This is a genomic window from Paenibacillus sp. BR1-192, from assembly GCF_029542445.1.
In the GTDB taxonomy this organism is placed as follows: domain Bacteria; phylum Bacillota; class Bacilli; order Paenibacillales; family Paenibacillaceae; genus Paenibacillus_AQ; species Paenibacillus_AQ lautus_A.
The window spans coordinates 6,979,616-6,999,290 of sequence record NZ_CP120718.1; the positions used below are offsets into that span (position 1 = coordinate 6,979,616).

Annotated in this window: 17 protein-coding genes; 5 read left to right on the forward strand and 12 right to left on the reverse strand. The window is 49.7% G+C overall.

Going from position 1 to position 19,675, the window contains the following annotated elements:
* Positions 1 to 108: 108 nt before the first annotated feature.
* Entirely contained in the window at positions 109 to 636 is a 528-nt protein-coding gene (locus P0X86_RS32055; protein ID WP_277747369.1) for a DinB family protein, read from the reverse strand.
* A gap of 124 nt (positions 637 to 760) precedes the next feature.
* Positions 761 to 1,897 (reverse strand): VanZ family protein, encoded by a 1,137-nt coding sequence (locus P0X86_RS32060; protein WP_096777195.1) that lies wholly within the window; start codon positions 1,895 to 1,897, stop codon positions 761 to 763.
* Between the two features lie 236 nt (positions 1,898 to 2,133).
* Here P0X86_RS32060 and P0X86_RS32065 point away from each other — a divergent pair, with 236 nt between their 5' ends.
* Together P0X86_RS32065 and P0X86_RS32070 are read left to right on the forward strand one after the other, a co-directional pair.
* Positions 2,134 to 2,535 (forward strand): MerR family transcriptional regulator, encoded by a 402-nt coding sequence (locus P0X86_RS32065; protein WP_096777196.1) that lies wholly within the window; start codon positions 2,134 to 2,136, stop codon positions 2,533 to 2,535.
* Between the two features lie 11 nt (positions 2,536 to 2,546).
* Positions 2,547 to 3,395 (forward strand): SDR family NAD(P)-dependent oxidoreductase, encoded by an 849-nt coding sequence (locus tag P0X86_RS32070; RefSeq protein WP_277747370.1) that lies wholly within the window; start codon positions 2,547 to 2,549, stop codon positions 3,393 to 3,395.
* A gap of 49 nt (positions 3,396 to 3,444) precedes the next feature.
* Here the strand turns inward: P0X86_RS32070 and P0X86_RS32075 are convergent, their stop codons facing one another.
* The 5 genes from P0X86_RS32075 to P0X86_RS32095 all read right to left on the reverse strand — a co-directional run bounded on the left by P0X86_RS32075 (position 3,445) and on the right by P0X86_RS32095 (position 11,098).
* Positions 3,445 to 4,434: an aminoglycoside phosphotransferase family protein gene (locus tag P0X86_RS32075; protein ID WP_277747371.1), complete on the reverse strand. Its 990-nt coding sequence runs from the start codon at positions 4,432 to 4,434 to the stop codon at positions 3,445 to 3,447.
* Positions 4,435 to 4,755: 321 nt separating this feature from the next.
* Positions 4,756 to 6,234: a protein adenylyltransferase SelO gene (locus P0X86_RS32080; protein ID WP_277747372.1), complete on the reverse strand. Its 1,479-nt coding sequence runs from the start codon at positions 6,232 to 6,234 to the stop codon at positions 4,756 to 4,758.
* A gap of 177 nt (positions 6,235 to 6,411) precedes the next feature.
* Positions 6,412 to 7,152 carry a Bax inhibitor-1/YccA family protein gene (locus tag P0X86_RS32085; protein WP_192570212.1) on the reverse strand — a complete coding sequence of 247 codons (741 nt, stop codon included), beginning with the start codon at positions 7,150 to 7,152 and terminating at the stop codon, positions 6,412 to 6,414.
* Positions 7,153 to 7,357: 205 nt separating this feature from the next.
* Complete coding sequence (locus P0X86_RS32090) at positions 7,358 to 8,230, reverse strand: SMI1/KNR4 family protein (protein ID WP_213580820.1); 873 nt, start codon at positions 8,228 to 8,230, stop codon at positions 7,358 to 7,360.
* 183 nt (positions 8,231 to 8,413) lie between these two features.
* Positions 8,414 to 11,098 carry an Ig-like domain-containing protein gene (locus P0X86_RS32095; RefSeq protein ID WP_277747373.1) on the reverse strand — a complete coding sequence of 895 codons (2,685 nt, stop codon included), beginning with the start codon at positions 11,096 to 11,098 and terminating at the stop codon, positions 8,414 to 8,416.
* 340 nt (positions 11,099 to 11,438) lie between these two features.
* Here P0X86_RS32095 and P0X86_RS32100 point away from each other — a divergent pair, with 340 nt between their 5' ends.
* Complete coding sequence (locus P0X86_RS32100) at positions 11,439 to 11,876, forward strand: VOC family protein (protein WP_176502563.1); 438 nt, start codon at positions 11,439 to 11,441, stop codon at positions 11,874 to 11,876.
* A gap of 95 nt (positions 11,877 to 11,971) precedes the next feature.
* On the opposite strand, the gene P0X86_RS32105 is transcribed toward P0X86_RS32100, so the two are convergent.
* Positions 11,972 to 14,068: a cytoplasmic protein gene (locus P0X86_RS32105; protein ID WP_277747374.1), complete on the reverse strand. Its 2,097-nt coding sequence runs from the start codon at positions 14,066 to 14,068 to the stop codon at positions 11,972 to 11,974.
* Positions 14,069 to 14,416: 348 nt separating this feature from the next.
* Complete coding sequence (locus tag P0X86_RS32110) at positions 14,417 to 15,052, reverse strand: hypothetical protein (RefSeq protein ID WP_213580825.1); 636 nt, start codon at positions 15,050 to 15,052, stop codon at positions 14,417 to 14,419.
* A 206-nt stretch (positions 15,053 to 15,258) separates the two neighbouring features.
* Here P0X86_RS32110 and P0X86_RS32115 point away from each other — a divergent pair, with 206 nt between their 5' ends.
* A complete protein-coding gene (locus P0X86_RS32115; protein WP_255250692.1) occupies positions 15,259 to 15,642 on the forward strand; it encodes a hypothetical protein in 384 nt (127 codons plus the stop codon).
* Positions 15,643 to 15,656: 14 nt separating this feature from the next.
* On the opposite strand, the gene P0X86_RS32120 is transcribed toward P0X86_RS32115, so the two are convergent.
* The 3 genes from P0X86_RS32120 to P0X86_RS32130 form a co-directional block, all read right to left on the reverse strand.
* Positions 15,657 to 16,736: an ankyrin repeat domain-containing protein gene (locus P0X86_RS32120; protein WP_096777205.1), complete on the reverse strand. Its 1,080-nt coding sequence runs from the start codon at positions 16,734 to 16,736 to the stop codon at positions 15,657 to 15,659.
* Positions 16,737 to 17,036: 300 nt separating this feature from the next.
* Positions 17,037 to 17,516: a hypothetical protein gene (locus P0X86_RS32125; RefSeq protein ID WP_277747375.1), complete on the reverse strand. Its 480-nt coding sequence runs from the start codon at positions 17,514 to 17,516 to the stop codon at positions 17,037 to 17,039.
* An 80-nt stretch (positions 17,517 to 17,596) separates the two neighbouring features.
* Positions 17,597 to 18,334 (reverse strand): hypothetical protein, encoded by a 738-nt coding sequence (locus tag P0X86_RS32130; RefSeq protein WP_277747376.1) that lies wholly within the window; start codon positions 18,332 to 18,334, stop codon positions 17,597 to 17,599.
* A gap of 198 nt (positions 18,335 to 18,532) precedes the next feature.
* On the opposite strand from P0X86_RS32130, the gene P0X86_RS32135 reads away from it, so the two are divergent.
* Positions 18,533 to 19,669: a DUF418 domain-containing protein gene (locus tag P0X86_RS32135; protein WP_277747377.1), complete on the forward strand. Its 1,137-nt coding sequence runs from the start codon at positions 18,533 to 18,535 to the stop codon at positions 19,667 to 19,669.
* Positions 19,670 to 19,675 lie beyond the last annotated feature (6 nt).

A 19,675-nucleotide genomic window follows, 5' to 3' on the forward strand; every position in this document is an offset into this window, starting at 1 on the left:
TGATCCTCGCAGTCGAATGCGGATCATCGGCTTTTTTATTATATAGGTAAGACTCCTGCGGTGCTTACCCCCGGACATATAGAGGGTAGGGCCTGCCGATTGACATCATCATCGTCTCTTCAGAATTCCCAAATACTCGATCCATGGCCCCACGTCATGCCGGTAACGCTCGGCCAGGACCCGCACAATTTGAGACGCATGCGTTAAATCGTGAACCACCCACGTCGACAGCAGCTCTCTTAATTTCACCACGCCGAATGCCGGGTGCAGGCCCGTCCGTTCGAAATCCGGCGCCGAATCCATCAGAACCTTCAGTTTAGCCAGATTTTGAGTACGGATGGCCTTGAACGCCTGCAGCTTTTGATCGATGGATTGCTCAGCCGCCTCGTTCAAGTGGGCGTAACGGTCAAAGGGCGGAAACGGCTTGTCCTCCCCTTCCTGCAGCATAAACTCCAGCCGCGGTATCCAGTTGGTCCGCTCAGCTTCGATAAGGTGCTCGATCACCTCCATGGCATTCCAGGTGCCTTCCCCTTCATGGCTCCTAAGCCATCCATCCGATAAACCGGATAACATGTGCTCCAAGGTGACGGGGGTTCGTTCCAGAATCTCAACGGCTTCCTTGATATCAAAATTCATGCTCCCTCAGCTCCCATCTGTTCCGTATTCACCATGCCACTTCCTATGGAAACCGGAATCGTCTCGATTTAATAACGCTATCGACTTATTCTTGGTTCCATATAATCCGTAATTTTTACATTGATCACTTTTCACCCGTGATTCTAACAGCCTCTATGCGACTGTATCGATTAAAGTAAAGAACGTTGTCCTTTTTGATCCATCTAATCACGATATGGCAGAAGATAAAGAACCATAACAGGCCTGTAAGGAAAACCACCCCAATTGCAAAAAGGTTGGCTAGAAGATCTTCTCCCATATGATTCGAAAATATCTCCGATAAGGCTGAGCACAAAAAAGGCAAATAGACAATGGCGTAACGTCGGCTCAAGCTTCCTATCCAATTCCCCTTTTCCGGAATTAATCTCATGCGAACGATCTTGGAGCCCAACGTATTTCCCTTCCAAATCACAGGGATAACGACCATCAACACAAAGAAAACAATGGCAAAGATGATCTCGTCAACCAATAATCCTCGACTCTTCAGTAGCCCTAATATAAAGCCGGTTATCACTCTGGCAATCATAATATTTAGAAGAATCTCCATGAGTTGGGCACCAAAGGTTGCTTTTCTCTGATTGTGAAAGAAGTGGCTTTGCTCACTAAGGGTTTCCCGCGATGGTATTAACACCAAAAACATGGGGGCGAGTATAAAGCCAAGTACAGTCCCAACCGTATTCGTCAACAAATCATCTACATCAAATATACGATAGGGGCATTCAAAAAAGCCAAACAAAGCGGTTCGTTGGGTGATTTCAAAGAAAAGCGAAACACCAAAGCCAATAAGAGCAGCATGAAACCATTTTGCTTTACCTTTGAAAAAATACCTCAGAAACACACCTAAAGGAAACAAAAGCAAAACATTAAAAAACATTTGATAAAAGGCCCGCGTTGTTAACAAATGGAGATAACTTGAGGGGTTCGTCCAATGAAATCCGCTTTCACGCTGAATATCCCGTATAAATTGAAAAGGTCGATACTGAATGAGAATCGTACCGGGATCCATTGAAGCACAATTATTCCGGGCACTGGGGAGTGGAAAAATCACTAAAAAGAAAGCACTTAATCCATACAAGATAAAACTAAAGATAAGTAATGTTCTCCAAAAGCTAAAGTACCCATGTTTACGGTACTGATAAACGGCCCAAGGAAGCGTCAGAAAAGACGCTAATAAAAAACATACGGAGATCGCAATGAAAATAGGCAATACATAAGCTTGCATTTCATTCTCCCTTTCTAGAAGCAGCTAGAGAAATAACAACTGAAAAGATAAATAATCTTTAGTCTTTTATATAAGCATTTCCAAAAGATTGATCTGGCAATACTTTAAGATCCTTCATCAAAGGGCACAGAGACGTAAATGATCTGTGAATAAAAAATAGATATTGACTTGGTGTTAACACCAAGTTGTACGATAACGTTGCAACTCGTTACGAGCTGCAGAAATGAGGTGACCTCATGGGAGAAACATTCTCCATCAAGCAAGTGTCTGAACGAACCGGATTGACCGAGGATGCCATTCGCTATTACGAAAAAATCGGGCTCCTCCCCTCTCCCAAAAGAAAGGATAACGGCCATCGTGTCTATCACATAGAGGATGCCGAAATTATGGAGTTGATCACATGCCTGAAGAAGACAGGAATGTCGCTGGAGGATATGAAAGCCTATGTGCATCTTCCCTTTAAGGAAAATATTCAATCCGTTCCGGAGCTGAATGCCATGCTCCAGAATTACCGTCAAAAAATTACCGGTCAGATTTCGGACCTGCAGCGCATTCTGCGTTTCATCGATGACAAGTTGAACCAAAATCAGTCCCTGCTTAATCCCGAAAAGGCGGCCAGCAAAGAATCTGAAGTATAGGAGATTTACACATGACAGAGAAAAGAATGAATAACGTCGCCTTGATCACGGGAGCAAGCTCCGGCATTGGCTTGGAGTTAACCAAGCGATTGTTATCCGAAGGCTGGCAAGTCCTCGCTTTGATCCGTTCTGCCTTTCCAACAGACGATGCACGGATTCAAGATGCACTGCGATTGCGGCAGCTCAGAACGTACAAGGCTGATTTATCGGATTTCACGGATCTCCAAGCCTCGCTGGATCAGATCAAGAAACACGAGAGTCATATTGACTTGCTGTTCAATAACGCAGGCGTCTCCTTCGGCGAATTATCCTACTCCCAACAAGGACGGGAGATGCATTTTGAAGTAAACTCTATCGTCCCTTATATCATCTTGATGGAACTGAAGGAGCTTCTTGGGAAGGGCAGCTTCAAGACGGTAATCAATACGTCTTCGAATGCGTTGTTGTATCTCAAACAGTTCGATCACCGTACCTTGGCGTCCCCTGTCGGGTTCAAGAAGCTGATTGGGCCTTATGCTGCGAGCAAATTAGCCTTATCGTTGTGGACTCAGGAGATCGCCCCTTCCATGCAGGCAGATGGCATTACGATCCGAAGCGTCTGTCCGGGAGGGAATAAAACAACCATGACCACAAACGCCGGGATGCCAAAATTTATGATCCCGATCCGTAACCTGTTCTTCTCCCATCCCAGTGAAGGAGCTTCACGCCTGTATGAAGCAGCGCTAGGTCAATCCCGACAATCGACGGGGGCATTTCTCAACAAGGGTAAAGCAACGCCTTTAAAATTCTCAAGCCAAGGTGCAGAGCTGCTTAGCACGATCGAGCTAATCTATAAGCAAGAGTTCGCAGTCAAATATTAGAACCTATGCAGCGGAGGGTTCGTGATGTTTCCAGCCTAGCTCATGAAGGCTAGTTATCGAGCTGCCATTCCTCCATGAATCGTAGGGTGTTGCGAGCATGATAATCAGCCAAATTCGAAGCAAAGACCTGATCCGGAAATCCACGGTGAAGAAGCTTCAAGCCGCCCGAGGTTAATGAGATATAGTGATGCAGACGGTAAAATAGCATCCGATTCGGATCAAGCCCGTTTTGTTGGAAATACCGATAATGCTTCCCGAATCGCAGCTCCAGAAATGTATGCTCATGCTCGATGTCGAAGAATTGCGCACCTTCAATATCAATAAGATAGGGCTCTAAACGGTCTGTGACCAGGACATGGTCGGGTCCCAACTCGCCGTGGATAAAACCATATCGCTTGCGTGAATCTATCCTGGATTCCAGTTCATGCAACACAGCGAGCAGCCTGTCGTGATTCTTCCGGATACTCTCGTTATGCAGGACGATGTAGGACAGCTGTTCCTTGGCATTTTCCAGCTGTACAAGATGGCATCGCTCCCGTTGGTTCCCGCTTTGATCGGGCTTTCCGTAACTCTGCCTGTGGTTTGCATGCATGCGTTCGATCATGCTGCCTATCCGTTCCAGGACCTCATCCCGGACCCGTTGGTCCGGGTCCTGAAGGCAAGCTTCTGCCTTCTGTCCTTCAATACATTCAACAAGAGCATAGTCAAACGGGTAACGGTCCTGTCCCGTGTGAAGATCATATAGAGCAGGCGTAGAAATACCATGATTCCTTAACCATCGGTTATTGGTTTCGAACGAATGACCGCCAAAGGATCGTTCATGCACACGCTCGTTCGCTATTTCTTCCTGAAAATAATTCTTCGTCAAATCCCACACATACAGCACGCAGGCAAATCCATTGCGACAGTGAATTTTATAGACCACCTTTTGCGCTCCGCCATGCATCTTCGTTATATCCGCGACAATATATCCGGTACCCAAAACCTTCCCGACATACTCCTGTACTTCTGTTTCATCGAGGTGACAGGTCCAACTCATGAAACCACGCTCCATTCCATTGTTTTTGCCGGCTCCCCCACTCTATGGCATTTCCGGGCAAAAATATAGACTATTTCTTTCGGCTCTGCTATGATGTTGAATTAGGTCTCGAATAAAACAGCCATACGATTTATAGCCCTTGGACGCTTGGTCCAGGGGCTTTTTTGATGTGTTTTATATATAAAAAAGACCAAGCAAGGTCATTCTTGCTTGGTCTTGATGCATCTCGGATATCGGATCTCGCATCCGCTGCCCGTGGTACACGATGATCAACTATCCATCCATCATCTTCGGAACGTTCCACGGGTGGCAATCCTTCCCTTACGTGCCGCAGAAGGTTCGGTAAGGACGGGACCGCTCGGGCACGATCGCATATTCAGCTTGTTCCGGGGAATGCGCGTATGGATTAGACAGAACGTTCAGCAGTTCATTCATCACGCTGTAGTCCCCTTCGTTCTCCGCGGCTTCCAGCGCTTCCTCCACCCGGTGGTTCCGCGGAATGACCGCAGGATTGCTGCTGCGCATCAGCTGATGGGATTGGTCCCTGGATTCCTGCTGGCTGTCAAGTCTTCCTTGCCAGCGCTCGTACCAGGAAGCTAATTCCGGCGTGCCGTTTAGAGGCGTGTCCTCGAGTTTGTCAAACGTTAACGCACGGAAGGTATTGGTATAGTCTGCCTGATAATTTTTCATCATCTTGAGAAGGTCTTCGATCAGGGATTCGTCGTCCTCCTCTTCATGGAAGATCCCCAGCTTGGCTCTCATGCCTGCAAGCCACTGCTCGTGATACAGATCGGTGAAGGACCCAATCGCACCCTCGGCCAGCTTGATTGCCTGCGCTTCCTCTTCATGCAGCAGCGGAAGCAAGGCTTCCGCCAATCTTGCGAGATTCCAAGCGGCAATATACGGTTGGTTGACATAGGCATAGCGGCCTTGAGAGTCGATGGAGCTGAATACCGTATTCGGGTCAAAGGCATCCATGAAGGCGCAAGGCCCATAATCTATCGTTTCGCCGCTGAGGGTCATATTATCGGTATTCATCACCCCGTGGATAAAACCGACAAGCTGCCATTTGGCGATCAGGACCGCCTGGCGCTGGATGACCTCCTGAAGCAAGACCAGATAACGGTTGGCACCGTCACCAAGGTCTGCCTTAGGGTAATGCCGCTGCAGGGTGTAGTCCGCCAGAGCCCGTAAATCCTCGGTTGTCCCCGCTCCCCTAACATATTGAAACGTCCCCACTCTTACGTGACTTGAGGCCACGCGGGTCAGGATGGCGCCCGGCAAATCTCTTTCACGGGTGACAGGCTGGCCGGTCGCCACAACCGCCAGGCTGCGGGTAGTCGGAATGCCCAGCGCATGCATGGCTTCGCTGATAATATACTCGCGCAGCATCGGACCCAGGGCAGCCCGGCCATCGCCTCCCCGGGAATACGGCGTCCGGCCCGAGCCCTTGAGCTGAATATCCATGCGATCTCCCTGCGGCGTGATTTGTTCACCCAACAGAATCGCACGGCCGTCGCCCAGCATCGTAAAATATCCGAATTGGTGCCCGGCATATGCCTGAGCGAGCGGCTCGGCCCCCTCGGGTATCTCGTTGCCAGCAAGCATTGCCGCTCCCTCCGGGCTTTGCAGGGCATCGGCGTCCAATCCCAACGACGCTGCCAGCGGTTCGTTTAGAACAATCAGTTCCGGCGAGCGCACCGGCGTGGGATCTTGCTTGGTAAAAAAAGATGCCGGCAATAACGCGTAACTATTGTCAAAATTCCATCCTATATCGTTCAAAGCTTTCCGGTTGGTCATGGGATCTCCTTCTTCAAGCAATTTGATGATGACGGTATCTACCTATTATTTAAACACAAGTCGCTCTTTGTAGGGTTTACTGAGGGAAATTTATTATTCTGCTGATTAATCGCTGCATTCATAAAAAAAATCGCCATCGAGAATCCCTCGACAGCGATGTTTGGTTCTTACGAATCCTTAGTCCCGATTCGCCAGCTTCGCCAGCAACCGGATAATTTCGATGTACAGCCAGACGAGTGTTACCAGCAAACCAAACGAGCCGTACCACTCCATATACTTGGGTGCGCCATGATGCGCGCCCTCTTCAATAAAGTTAAAATCCAGCACGAAATTGAGTGCGGCGATGATGATGATCACAACGGAAATTCCGATACCGATCGGTGTGCTGTCATGCAGGTAAGGTACCGTTACGCCGAACAGGCCGAGAACCATGCTAAACAGGTAGACAAGCGCAATGCCGATCGTTGCTGCGATAATCCCCTTTTTGAAGCCTGGCGTCGCCCGGATCAGACCCGTCTTATACGCGAGCAGCATGCCCAGGAATATGCACATCGTCAGTAAAGCCGCCTGCAAAGTAATGCCATAGTACAGATATTCGTAATGCGCGGATAATGCACCCAGGAAGAAGCCTTCCAGGATCGCATAGATCGGCGCCAGATACGGCGCTGCCTTCGGCACGAAGCTGATGATCAGCGCCAGGACAAAACCGCCGATCGCTCCGCCGATCATGAACGGGAATACCTCATACCCGTTAAAAAACATAACCCAAGAAATGACCGCTGCCCCGATCAGCAGCGCGAGCAGCATGAACGATTTGTTCACCGTTCCGCCAATCGTCATCGTTTCCTGATTGTTGTAATACCCACTCTTCTCAAAGGTTTCTTCGTTGAGTGTCGGATTTCCACTGCGCCCTATCAAATAAATTGCCTCCCTAACAGTCTGTTTTATATCCATTTTAACATAGGTTGGAATATTTTAGGATACGCAAAATATTGCATTACGGACGAATCCAACCGAATTAGAAACTAACGGTATGCAAAAAGAAAAAAAAGCATCTCCTGCAGGGGATGCTTTCTTTGTTAGAAGCGAGATCATGGATCGTGAATTCGCCTTGCCTATCTTTTTACTCCAATCCACTAATGAAGGCCTCGAAGTTCGCGGCAAGACGGGTGATTTTGTAATCGCTGGCCTTGTCCACATGAATAACCTCCGGCTCTCCATCGTTCCCCGATGAACGGTAATCCAGCATCACGACCTCGGACGGGGAAGGACAATCGCAGATCACCACGCCAATCTCAGGATATCCGCCGTTCTCGATCATAAAGCGGCTGCCCAGGCTGCCGCACAAGGATTTTTTCTTGTCTCGTCCGATTCCCAGAATACCTGATATTTCAATAAAATCCTGTGCTCCACCCTCTATAGGGAATTTCCGGTTTCGGGGAATCCCCCCGTTATGTACTTTCATGGCTTGAATATAAGATGCCGGCAGCTTGAAGACCAGCGCTTCCTCCACGGATTCGATCAGCTCGTCCGTAGGCGGAGCAGAGACGTATTTATCGGCCTCCGGGGCGCCGTCATCCCAGAAATTCAGTACGTCAGGATCCGTATAAGACACGGCGGCACTGGACTTCTCTGCTGGCTTCGGAGCCGTTTTGTTCCGGATCCATTCCAGAAACTCCAGCGTATCCTCATCTCCAGGTTCTAAATGATCGGCCACTTCGAACGCTTTGCGAGCATCTTCGTAACGATCCAAATAGTAATATGCGAGCCCAATGCGGTAATGCCACAGCGGATCGTCCTTGCCCTCTTCCTGAATGGACAGAAATTGCTCAACCGCCTCTTCGTAGCGTTCGAGATTGTTCAGCGCCCGGCCCAAATGGCTGATCAGCGCATAATCCCGCTCTTCCTCCGGGATCTCCGAAATCGCATCTACGATTTCCTCAAACTCGTCCTCTTCATGCCACTCTTCCAGCTGCTCCAATAGCTCCTCATTCATCGTTCATGCCTCCCACTCTATTCATCCTTTCTGAAATTATACCATTCCAGCATAGCCCTCTCCAGCATGGAAGCTACAGAACTGATCGAGTATATGACAACAAGCAAGCACACCTGCGGTTATTACGTTCAATACAAATACAGAGGACACTTTTTCGGCGTCCTCTGTATTCATCGCTAAACTTTATTTGGATTGACCTAACATGTTCATTAGAACGGTTACGGCCTCTGCCCTCGTGGTTTGAGCGCTTGGATTAAACTCGCCTGCGCCAATTCCCTTAACAATACCAAGTTCCTTCAGCGCTTCAACAGAGCTTTTCGCCCAATCAGGAATAGCCTTGTCATCTGAAAAAGAGGTTGTGGGGATGTCCTTGATGGATAGCTCGAGCGCATTCGCAATCATTGCTGCCATCTCAGCACGCGTCATTTTTGCATTTGGACGGAAAGAGCCATCCTGATAGCCTCGAATAATGCCAGCCTGGACGGCCTGCGAAACTGCCTTCTTAGCCCAGTCACCGATCCAAGCTGTATCTGTGAATATCAACTCCGCTCCAGCATCTGTCGACTTCAGCGCATTCATCAGCATGAGGGAAAATTCTGCACGCGTCACGGTGTTGCCCGGCTTGAACGTTTCATCCGGATATCCCGTCACGATACCCTCACGCACCGCTTCCTTAATGCTTACTTCGGCCCAATGTCCGGAAATATCGGTAAAGGAAATTTCCGTTGACGGGTCTGTTGGTTTGTCGACAACGGGCATTCCGTTGGCTTTATTTACTACGAGTGCTGCATACTTCGTAAAGTGATTGACCTCTACGGATATATAATTCTCCTGTATGATGCTGCCCTCGACTTTCACCCATGCCTTTTTCACTTCATTAAAGTAAAAGACGGCCGCTGTTTGATCGCTCTTTAAGCTTGCGGCGTCGTAAGCTAAACTCAGTTTCACGGGTTTGTTAAAATTCCCCGAGACGTTTGTTAGAACTTCAAATACCGGGCTTGCCAAAACCTCGTTATTCTTTAAGAGAGCTTCGGTATGTTGTATTTTCTCTATCGATAATTTCAGCTCCTGAGGTGTGGCGCCTGCCGGAATGGAGATGATGATTTCTTTCCCCAGGCTAACCAACCCAGGTCTTCCTGTTGGCAGCGTGATTTTTCCATCGGATGAGGTAACTGTATTGTCCATGGGAGCCGATGGTTTGGACGAACCGCCCTCGCTGGCTGTACCTCCCCCATTAGAAGAACCGCCACCGTTAGAGGAGCTATTCTCGCGGGTCACAGTAATCGTGTAGATTCTGGTCGATTGATCGCTTGCCGTTACAACAATCGTGATCGTATTCGATCCCACGTTTAGCAATATATTGGAGCTTGCTTGCCCGCTTAGTACTGAAGTACCGTTAACCGTTATCGTAGCATGACTATCAAGTGCAGTCGCCGTTACGGTTAATACGGAAACGGAGTGAGGCACGCTTGACGTGTACACTTCAGTTCCAGAAGCAAAGACAGGGCTTAGTGTCCCGTTCGATAACGCTACACTGCTCAAATCCGCAGATGCCGGCACCGTGAACACTGAGTACGAATTGGATTCCGTCAAGCCTGCTCCCGCATTGCCTGCGTAATCGGTCACCCCCGAGTTATCAAGCGTGATGTTATTCGTCGCAGCATTTACATTGGAATTCGGCGTGAGCGTTGCAGTCCATGTGATGTTGTCAGATGAACTAACGCTGCTTAACGCACCGTTTACCACCGTCAGGTCCCCATTGGCGAAGCCACTAACCGCTTCCGAGAATGTAATGGTCGCCAATGAAGTTTCGCCAATAGATAACGCCGTGTCCGCTACTACAATGGTGGCGGTCGGCCGCTGTGTATCGATCGCGTAATTGTTAGAATCCGTGATACCCACTCCCGCATTACCTGCCGCATTCTGTACGCCCGTGTTGTCCAGCGTAATGACATTGGTTGCATCTGTGATGCCGGCGTCTGGCGTTAACGTCACCGTATACGTGATATTGTCGGACGTGCTCAAATCGCTTAATGTGCCATTCGCTACTGTCAGATCTGCTAGCGTAAAGCCTGTTACCGCTTCCGAGAACGTGATCATTACCAATGAAGTTTCTCCAATCGATAGCGACGTATCGGCAACCATGATCGTGGCCTTCAGCTGTGTCGTATCAATCGCATAATTGTTGGAACCGGTGATACCAACACCCGCATTGCCCGCCAAATCGGCCACGCCCATATTATCGAGCGTGATGATGTTGGTTGCATCTATGATGCCAGAAGTTGGCGTCAACGTCGCCGTCCAGGTGATCCCGCCATCGGACGAGCTCACGGCACTCAGCGTACCGTTTGCCACCGTCAGATCTGCATTCGTGAAGCCTATTACCGCTTCCGAGAACGTGATTATTACCAATGAAGTTTCACCAATCGATAGCGCCGTGTCGGCAACTACAATAGTAGCGGTTGGTCTCTGTGTATCGATCGCGTAATTGTTAGAATCCGTGGTACCCACTCCCGCATTACCTGCCGCATTCTGTACGCACGTGTTGTCCAGCGTAATGACATTGGTTGCATCTGTGATGCCGGCGTCTGGCGTCAACGTCGCCGTATACGTGATATTGTCGGACGTGCTCAAACCGCTTAATGTGCCATTCGCTACTGTCAGATCTGCTAGCGTAAAGCCTGTTACCGCTTCCGAGAACGTGATCATTACCAATGAAGTTTTTCCAATCGATAGCGACGTATCGGCAACCATGATCGTGGATGTCGGAGACGATGCATAGACTACACCGGTCGGCTTGAGAAATAACAACCCCGCTACAATAGATACGATTAGAGATAACAGCCCTATTTTCTTGGCAAAATGCATATGTGCCTCCCCTAATGAGTGGATAAATTCCTCAATCTATCAAATTATGTACGTACCGTCGGAATTATCGCAGTTTACGCCATATTCCATATGATGTGAATTACTTTTATCGACAAATTCCAACCGCCTTCTATTGTATATCGTCCATTTCTTTCAAAATAGTGACTGCTGTCATGAAAATCGTCATTTTACATCCCCATATCATAAAAATGATAGCTCCTTTCGTGTTAACCAAAAACTCCCACGCTTAGAAAAAAACCAAAACACTGACATAAAGACGTCAGTCATCACCGCTCATAATAGCCATAAAACCAATCTTAATCGTCCTAGGAGGAAATATATGATAAACACAAACCAAACATTGCGGGGATTTGCGACCATCAGTTACTGGGCAGATGATATGGAAGCGGCAAAGGCTTGGTATTCCGACCTGCTGGGTATTGCGCCATACTTCGAAAGGTCAGGTCCCGACGGGAAACTGGCTTACGCCGAATTTCGGATTGGGGACTACCAGCACGAGCTGGGTCTCATCGATCGCCGTTTTGCCCCTGGTCAGCCAACGTCCGGTCTCGGCGGAGCGATCATGTACTGGCATGTCGATGATATAGAGGCCACCCTCAGCCGATTGAAATCCATGGGTGCCCAAGAATACGAACCGCTCACCCACCGCGGGGAGGGATTCATTACGGCATCCGTCACTGACCCCTTCGGCAACATACTAGGCATCATGTACAATGCTCATTACCTAGAGATACTGAATTCCAGAATCCAGGGGTAACCAGAAGCATGCTACTTCACTCTTCGATCCAGCAAAAAAGGAGCAGCCTAAGCTGCTCCTTATCTTAACGGCATCTACATGGCATCCGCATGAACTTACACAACATAATCCGCCATAATATGCTCGATATCGAACGGGGTCACCCCATGTTCCACCGAGAAGATCGTTTCCGCCTGTTCCGCATGATCTACGGACTCTCCTCTTGCCTTGGCATGCAGCATGAACAGATCATACAGATCGGGCTTCCGCAGGGCTGTCATGGCTTTGCCCATCAAGACCATCCCCTTCTGATTCCCCTCTACATTGTTGTAGTAGTGTGGATGTCTGGTTAGGGACAGATCGGTCCAGATGACCGTACGCTCCACCAAATCCAAGATAACGGGAATAGCGATCTGCGTATCGGCGGCGACATCGATTTTATTTGCCACCGTCGAGGGCTCGAATATTTCACCGGAACCGGGTTTCTTCCGCATCATCCAGCCCACGAAGCACTCCGGCAGGTTGCAGTACGGTTGATTTGTATACGAATGAAGAGTCGCCACAATATAACGTCCGCCGTATTGGACGATGGTTGGAATATGCAGATCAATGAATTCGCATGCTCCTTGAGGAGCTGACACATCCCCGCTGTGCACGGCCCTGTAATGGGAGGACCGCAGATTCGTATAAGAAATATGCTCGACGTACTGCCAGTCGTGATCATACATGACGGCGGACAGGTCAATATCCACGCGGCCCGTAGGCTCTCCGTTCACGCGTCCTTCCTTCCACCAGCTGAAGAAACGGATGGTATCCCCTTCCGCCATCGGCACCCGGCTTCCCCGAACCAACGTATGCAGGGCTTTGCTTGCCGATCTCTGCGAGAACGGCACATGATAGTCCTTCAATCGCTTATCGACATAGGCCTTCCCCAAGGGCGGCAGCGCGGCGAACCGCTGGATCAACGCCTGCTCGCATACCTGCTCGATGTCTCGGCATGCCGCTTCATCGATCTCCGGAAGCGTATGGGGTACGGCAAAGGCTTCAGCCACATTTCCTTTCGGGAAAAAGACGCGCAGCTCTTGAGGCTGGCGGCGGCGGGCAAAATGATTCTTCACTTGCAGCAAGACCGGCGTCGATACTTGATTCGCCACCTCGCCAAACGCCAGAACGACATACTCCGTATGTTCGGTGGAACGCAGCAACTGATCCAATCTGCGGGCAAACTCGCCCGGACGCTGCATCAACAAATCGATCAAATTCCAGACCTGGCCGTACTGAAATGCAAGCTCGACACTCCCGTTATAGGTGGTAAAGGGCTTGTGATTCCGCAAAATATCAAAGGCTTCCTCACAGCGTTTATACCGGTGCTTATATTCGGAAGGATGGAGGATTTCGCCCAAACGAATCCAGCGGTCCTTAAATCTGAGCATATCCTCCGTTATCGGATGACAGCGTTCCAGCAACCCCAGCAGCAGCCGTCTTTCGCGCCGCTTAAATTTGCGAAACCGGGTGGCTTCCGCCAGGCTGACATCTCCGCCTGACCAAGCCACCGCTAGACGAAGGACATCGGTTGCGGTTTTGAAATAACGCCCGATCCGTTCGACGTTCCCCTTGTCATGCTTCATTAACGCAGCTGCCACGAATCCCGCATTCTCCTTGAACGGAATCTCGGAAGGGAGAATGACATCCAGTTCCTCGGGGTCGACAAGCTCAATAACGGCCTCAATATCCCCTTTATCCGTTGGGGAGATGGAGCCTTTAGCTTGGATCAGCTGGCGTATCATGGCATAGAAATCCGCCCTGCTTCCCAGATCAATGGTTTTCAGGTTGATGTCATCCTGCAGCGGAGGTCTCTCTTCATGCTCATATGCAGGCAAATCCCAAGTCAGATCATGATAGATGGCATTCAGGTACAGCTCCGCATCGTCCTCCTCCATCACCTGCAGCGGGAACGCGGGATACATCGGCACATATTTTACATGCGCGCCTACCATCACCCGTAAATCGTCAATCAGCGGTTGATAAAGCGCTTCGAACTGCTCTTTGGATAAGGCTCGCACGGCGTTCAGCAATGGATACGAGAACGTATAACCAAGCTGCTCGATATTCTTCACGGCCGTCGCCAGATAAGCTTTTGGGAGACGATCCGATTCATTCTCTGCATCAACCATCAATTTGTTCGCTCTTCGTAAATAAATCGAGTTCATCATATCAAGAGTCCAGGAAAGCCATATCCCTAATGTCATTGAAAGAATTATAGAAGGAAGGAATATGATAGCCTGGACGCCTCCTCTCTTGAAACAAACTCCCTCAGGAAAGCTGCGACCCTAGGTTCGCCAAATGAAGTAGAAGGAAGGATCGCAATAGCCTGAAGGCCAAAGGTTCAAAGTCCATGACCTCAAATCTTTGATGAACCCATCATCCCATACCTTGCAGCCGGCCAACAGGGCGAAAGTATTACGACTTTGGAAAATGAGGAATGATTTCACTCTTCATCATGATGAAAAAGCGACCGCCGCAGTCCCGGCAATCGCTTCCTTGGTTAGTGTTATTCATTTTCATGAGAACTGCCAGAAGCCCGCTACCGGGTCCTGAACGTCATTCGTGGTGATTTTGGCGTAAATATACAGAGCTCCAAAGCCAAAAGGATAACTGCTGTCCTCTCGGAGCAGTGTCTCGGGATACCCATCTTCGTCCACCTGAAACAAAAAGGAGAATCCTTCCTCCCTCAGCTTGGCCGAATAATAAGCTTCATCTTGGACCAGTCTCGGGCTCCCGCCGAATTTGATCAGGAAAGACTGATCCATCGAATGGAGGTCGCTGCATGTCTCTCGATGCGAAATAAGATGCTTGATCAGGTCCGGGTGCGCAAAATGATCGCTCAAGCTCTCGCCAGTCATTGGGTGCTCCATTACCTTGATAGAGCAATCAGGATATTGATTGTGCTCTACGTATTTTTCATAGTCATTAGGGATGAAAATAGAGATCATAGATGCAGGCTTGAAAGGATGAATAAGACTTAAATAGAAGTAATAGCCCAGGTCACCTTCTTGGATGACATCCGCTTTGTCGTCGAAATAGGCCGGGGCATTGCCGCCGATCCAGCCCGTACTTTGTCCTGTAGATGGACCTCGACCGGCCTCATACAGTATACAGTCCTCGCGCTCAGCTAAAATATTCTCGTAATTTTCCATACATATGATATGAATCCGGTTAAAGGACCCTTTCCTCCTGCTGATTTAGTTCATGCAATGCCAAGTGATTTCGGCTTAATAGCCAGTCCTGCAGAAATGGACTAGAACAAAAAAAGCGAAACCCCTAGACTTATCTTTTTTGCTAAAATAAACTTAAAATGGAAGCCGTACGATTTTCGAATTCCCGATCATGATTGGAAAGCGAGGTGCAGCCATTGACGACCCTTATTGTGATCATCGTCATTTTCTCACTGATCACGCCGTCCTTCTTCATCGCGAAATTCACCAAGGAATTACGGGCGAACAACAACCGAAACGTGCAGCGCAAGGCGATTCTCGCGAGCGGTACGCCCGCTCAAGCACAGATCAACTCGATCCGGCAAACGAATGTGCAGGTTGACGATCAACCCGAAGTGTTGCTGGACCTAAGCGTCACCAAACCGGATGGCGAGACGATCCATACCGTCGTAAGAACCGTTATCCCGATCATAAGCATCCCCACGTTCCAACGAGGCAATATCATCGAAGTAAAGCATATGACCATAGACAATGAGTTGAAATTCGAGGTCGTAGGTGCCTATATACCTTGACCCTGAATTCTCGATTACAGCTCTCCCTCAAGAAAACGGATGAGGTACGATTCAGGCTGCGCAAGGAACTCGGTAAAGCTGCATAGATCGGCATACGTCTGATGCTCCACATCGTAACAGCCAATCAGTCCCTTTTTCTTCGGATTCCATACGAGCTGCAGATCGGAGTAATTGTCAATGTCGGCTGACAGGCGCAGAAACTTTTGTCGGCCGACTTTCATCTCGATCGTATCTGTCAGGGTGAAGAAATCGATATACCCGATTTCATATTCATTCTCCGGCAGCTTAAGCCGCAGCTGGTCTCCTGTCAGAAAACGGACCAATTCATCGGTCAATTTATACTTTTTCAGCGCATACTTCTTGTTCTCTAAGCTATGAAACTCGGCCGGCTCCAGCGATTTCAAGTAGTCGGCCAGGACGGTATCCTTATTGCCGACCGCAATCGTATACGGCCGCTCGCCGTCCTTTTCCGCCAACGTCACGTCAGCGCCGCGCTCAATCAGATGCTTGACCATGCGCTGATTCCCCATCCGCGTGGCCACGGTTAGCGGAGTCGCTTGATAAGGATAGACCATATCGGGCTGATTATAATTGATGTCCGCCCCATGATCGAGTAGATAATCGAGTGTCTTATAATCATGGTCCGACACGGCTTGGCGCAGCACCGCGCTGCCATGCAGCTTGAGATCCAATCCCAGCTCATGAATGAGCGGGATGTTTTTTTTGTTGCCGTAATAGGCCTGTGCATATGCGCCTGACCCGGTTTGATTGAGTTTATCCAGCTCGGCGCCCTGCGCTGCGATATAACGAACGATATCTTCCTTGCCGTACCGCACCGCTCGCAAAAAAGCCGGATTATGATGGACATTCAGGTTAACGCCGTGCTCGACCAGCAGCTTCACCACATCCGTTCGCTGCGAGACCAACGCCAGATCGAGCGGGCTTAACGTCGTATATCTGCTTAGTACGATGCCCTCCTCGATATCCCAGCCAGCGGTTATTGCCTCCTGCAAAGCCGGAATGTTCCCTTGGTAGATGTGCATCGCAATCTCCGGCAGTTCCTCGAATTTGCCGATATCTTTCAGAACGATCATCGATATTCCTCCCAACGTAAATCCTGTGTATGTATGCTTCTTCCTTATTTCAATAATTGGCTGATTGAGCTCGGCGAAACGGCTGTCCCTTACATCGGGGAGCATTTGAATGACAAGCCTAAAGAGGATACGCGGCTGATCTTGGAGACGGCAGTTGAAGATTTGGGACAGCTCTAGCCCTGCCGCTTGATACGCTCCTATCACACGAACAGCTTCGCTCCTTAGGCGCCTACAAAGGATATGGCGGGGCTTTTCCTGCTGCGATGTTATCGGGATGAACGTCTGCAGGCTCATGTCCATTCATGCGGAGATACGTATATTCCGCTTCTTCCAGCGGCATTTGCAGCGTTCGGCTGATTTCTCATAGAGGTCGATGTCCTGCGCCAGAAGCTCCCGTGCCTGATGGATTTTTCCATGCAGCCAACCGTGTTCGAGCATCCATTCTTTCACCCGGTCCAGAAGCTGTTTTTGGGTCTCCGCATCTGCGTGCTTTTTATATTTAGCAACGGACTCCGACAGATAGTCGTAGAGATAACTCCCCAGTGCCTCGCGCTGCTCGTGTTTGGACATTCGTTGGTACTGCTCATAACTTAAACTGATATCCAAGTCGAGGGTATGATCCCTGCTATCAAAACGTCTGGATGTTTTTCGGCCATAACTTTCCGGCAAAACGCGAAATACAACAAAGATATCGAACGGAAACTTCCATGCGGCAGCCAGTTCCCCTAACGGCAGCAGCTCGTCCCTTAATTGACCTACGCACGTTCCGTGTGCATCCACGAAAAAGCCAGCTTCATCCCATGTCCCCCTTATCTTAAACGCAGTTCCCCACTTGATGAGTACCGATATGGATCTAAGTGTTATGATACCCTTTCGCACCCTTTCGACAGGAGCCATGCCTCTATAACGGCAAATGCCTGCCCTGCATCCTGTTCATAGAAGACGGCTATCTCTTGCTGATAAGCATAATTGAATCGTACATATCCGCCCAGTTCCCGGTAGAACAAGCTGCATGTATATTCGTTTTCCACGCACAGATCCGGCGAAAAGGACGCTTGACACATACCGGCCAGCTCGGTCAGCGAAGGCTGATCCTCCCCTGGCGGCAAACGCAAAAAGAGATGGCTCCGCGTACCCGTCCACGGTTCGTAATAGACGACTCCCTCTTGGCTGCTTCCATACACCTGACGGTATATTTCATCCAGCACCGCGGCGTACAGGCCTTCATCGTTCCGCTCCCGTGACTGCAGCAAGATTGCCTGTATATGGTCCGCATGCCGAGGAAGCCAGAGCAACTGAGCCGTCGGGGGATGCACCGCCAGAAAATCACCGTCCACCGTTGTGCCTATAGCGATACACTCTGCAATCTGCGGCTCCGTAATGGGACTGTCATCGTCATGCTCCCATAACCCGTACTCGGCAAAAGGCTGCAGCACCTCCCTATCCGGCTGCTGGACATTCATCCACCCGCAGTAAGTCCCTTCGCCGAATTGCTGCATAAACCGGACGTAGCCCGGCGGATAAACCCCCTCTTCCTCTCTTCCAAGCACTTGACTTTGGCCATCCGACAGCGGCCTCGGTCCCGATAAGATGTACATGATCACCCCTCCTGTTTTCTTCTATTATTCCACAATTTTCAAGCCATGACGAGAACCCCATCCGACTTCTTCCGTTCGTTCTCCCTGCTTTTATGACACGTGTCATACGGATCTCTTTACAGGTGTGAATGTTGCGCCAGGGAGATCGTACCTACAATAAAAAGACAAGAGAACCTAGAAGAAAGAAGGAATGGAAGAATGGAACAACGTACGGGCAGAATTCGCCTGCTGGATATTTTGCGGGGCTTCGCGATCCTGGGAACGCTCGGGACGAATATTTGGATCTTCGCACATGCGGGGGATCTACGCTACATTACCACCTTTGATCACTCCGGCTGGTGGGGAGCGGACGATCTTCTCCGGATGATCGTCTTGTTTCTGGTAAACGGGAAGCTGCTCGGACTGCTGACGATCATGTTCGGGGTCGGTCTGGAAATGAAGTACCGGCAGGCCAAGCGCAAAGGAAAGCCGTGGCCTGGCGTTTATTTATGGGCCGTTTTGTTTTTAATCCTCGAAGGCCTGCTGCATTTTATATTAGTCATGGAGTATGACATCTTGATGAGTTACGGAATTACCGCCATCATTGCAGCCTTTATCGTAAAGGGCGGCGACCGGCTCATCGCCCGCACGATGAATGTAATCGGCAGTATCTTTGCCATCGCGATCCTGGCCCTTGCGGGACTCATGCTGGCAAGCGGGGCCAGCGTATCGCTGGGCAGCTTTGACGATGTCGCTGCTCTCTATCAGGAAGGCACTTGGATCGAGCAGGTCCGGTACCGGCTGGCGAATTTCCTCACGTTGCGAGCGGAGGCCATCCTCGTCATCCCGACGAACGTGTTTCTGTTCCTGCTAGGGGTTCGCTTTATGCGCTCAGGCGTATTCGCCCCGGACGACAACGGCAAAAGGCTGCGAAAAAGGCTATTCAAGCTGGGTATATATGTCGGCGTGCCGCTCAACCTGCTCATATTCGTTCCCGGCGGCGCTTTCGATCTACCGGTGCGCTATTTATTCGCTCCACTTATGTCTATGGGGTATATAGCAATCATTGCGAGAATGATACAATATACGAAATGGGAATGGCTATGGTGCCGCCTGGAGAACGTCGGAAAAATGTCACTGAGCTGCTATGTGCTCCAGAACATCATCGCATCCACCATCTTTTACGGCTGGGGGTTGGGGCTTGCCGGCAAGCTGAATTCAGCGGCCACTATCGCCATCTGGCTGGTTATCTCCGCATTTCTGCTGGGCATGGCGTCCCTATGGCTCCGCCGCTTTAAGCTGGGGCCCATGGAGACCGCCCGCAAACAGGCGATAGGTTTCTTCGAATCAAGATAGCCGAAA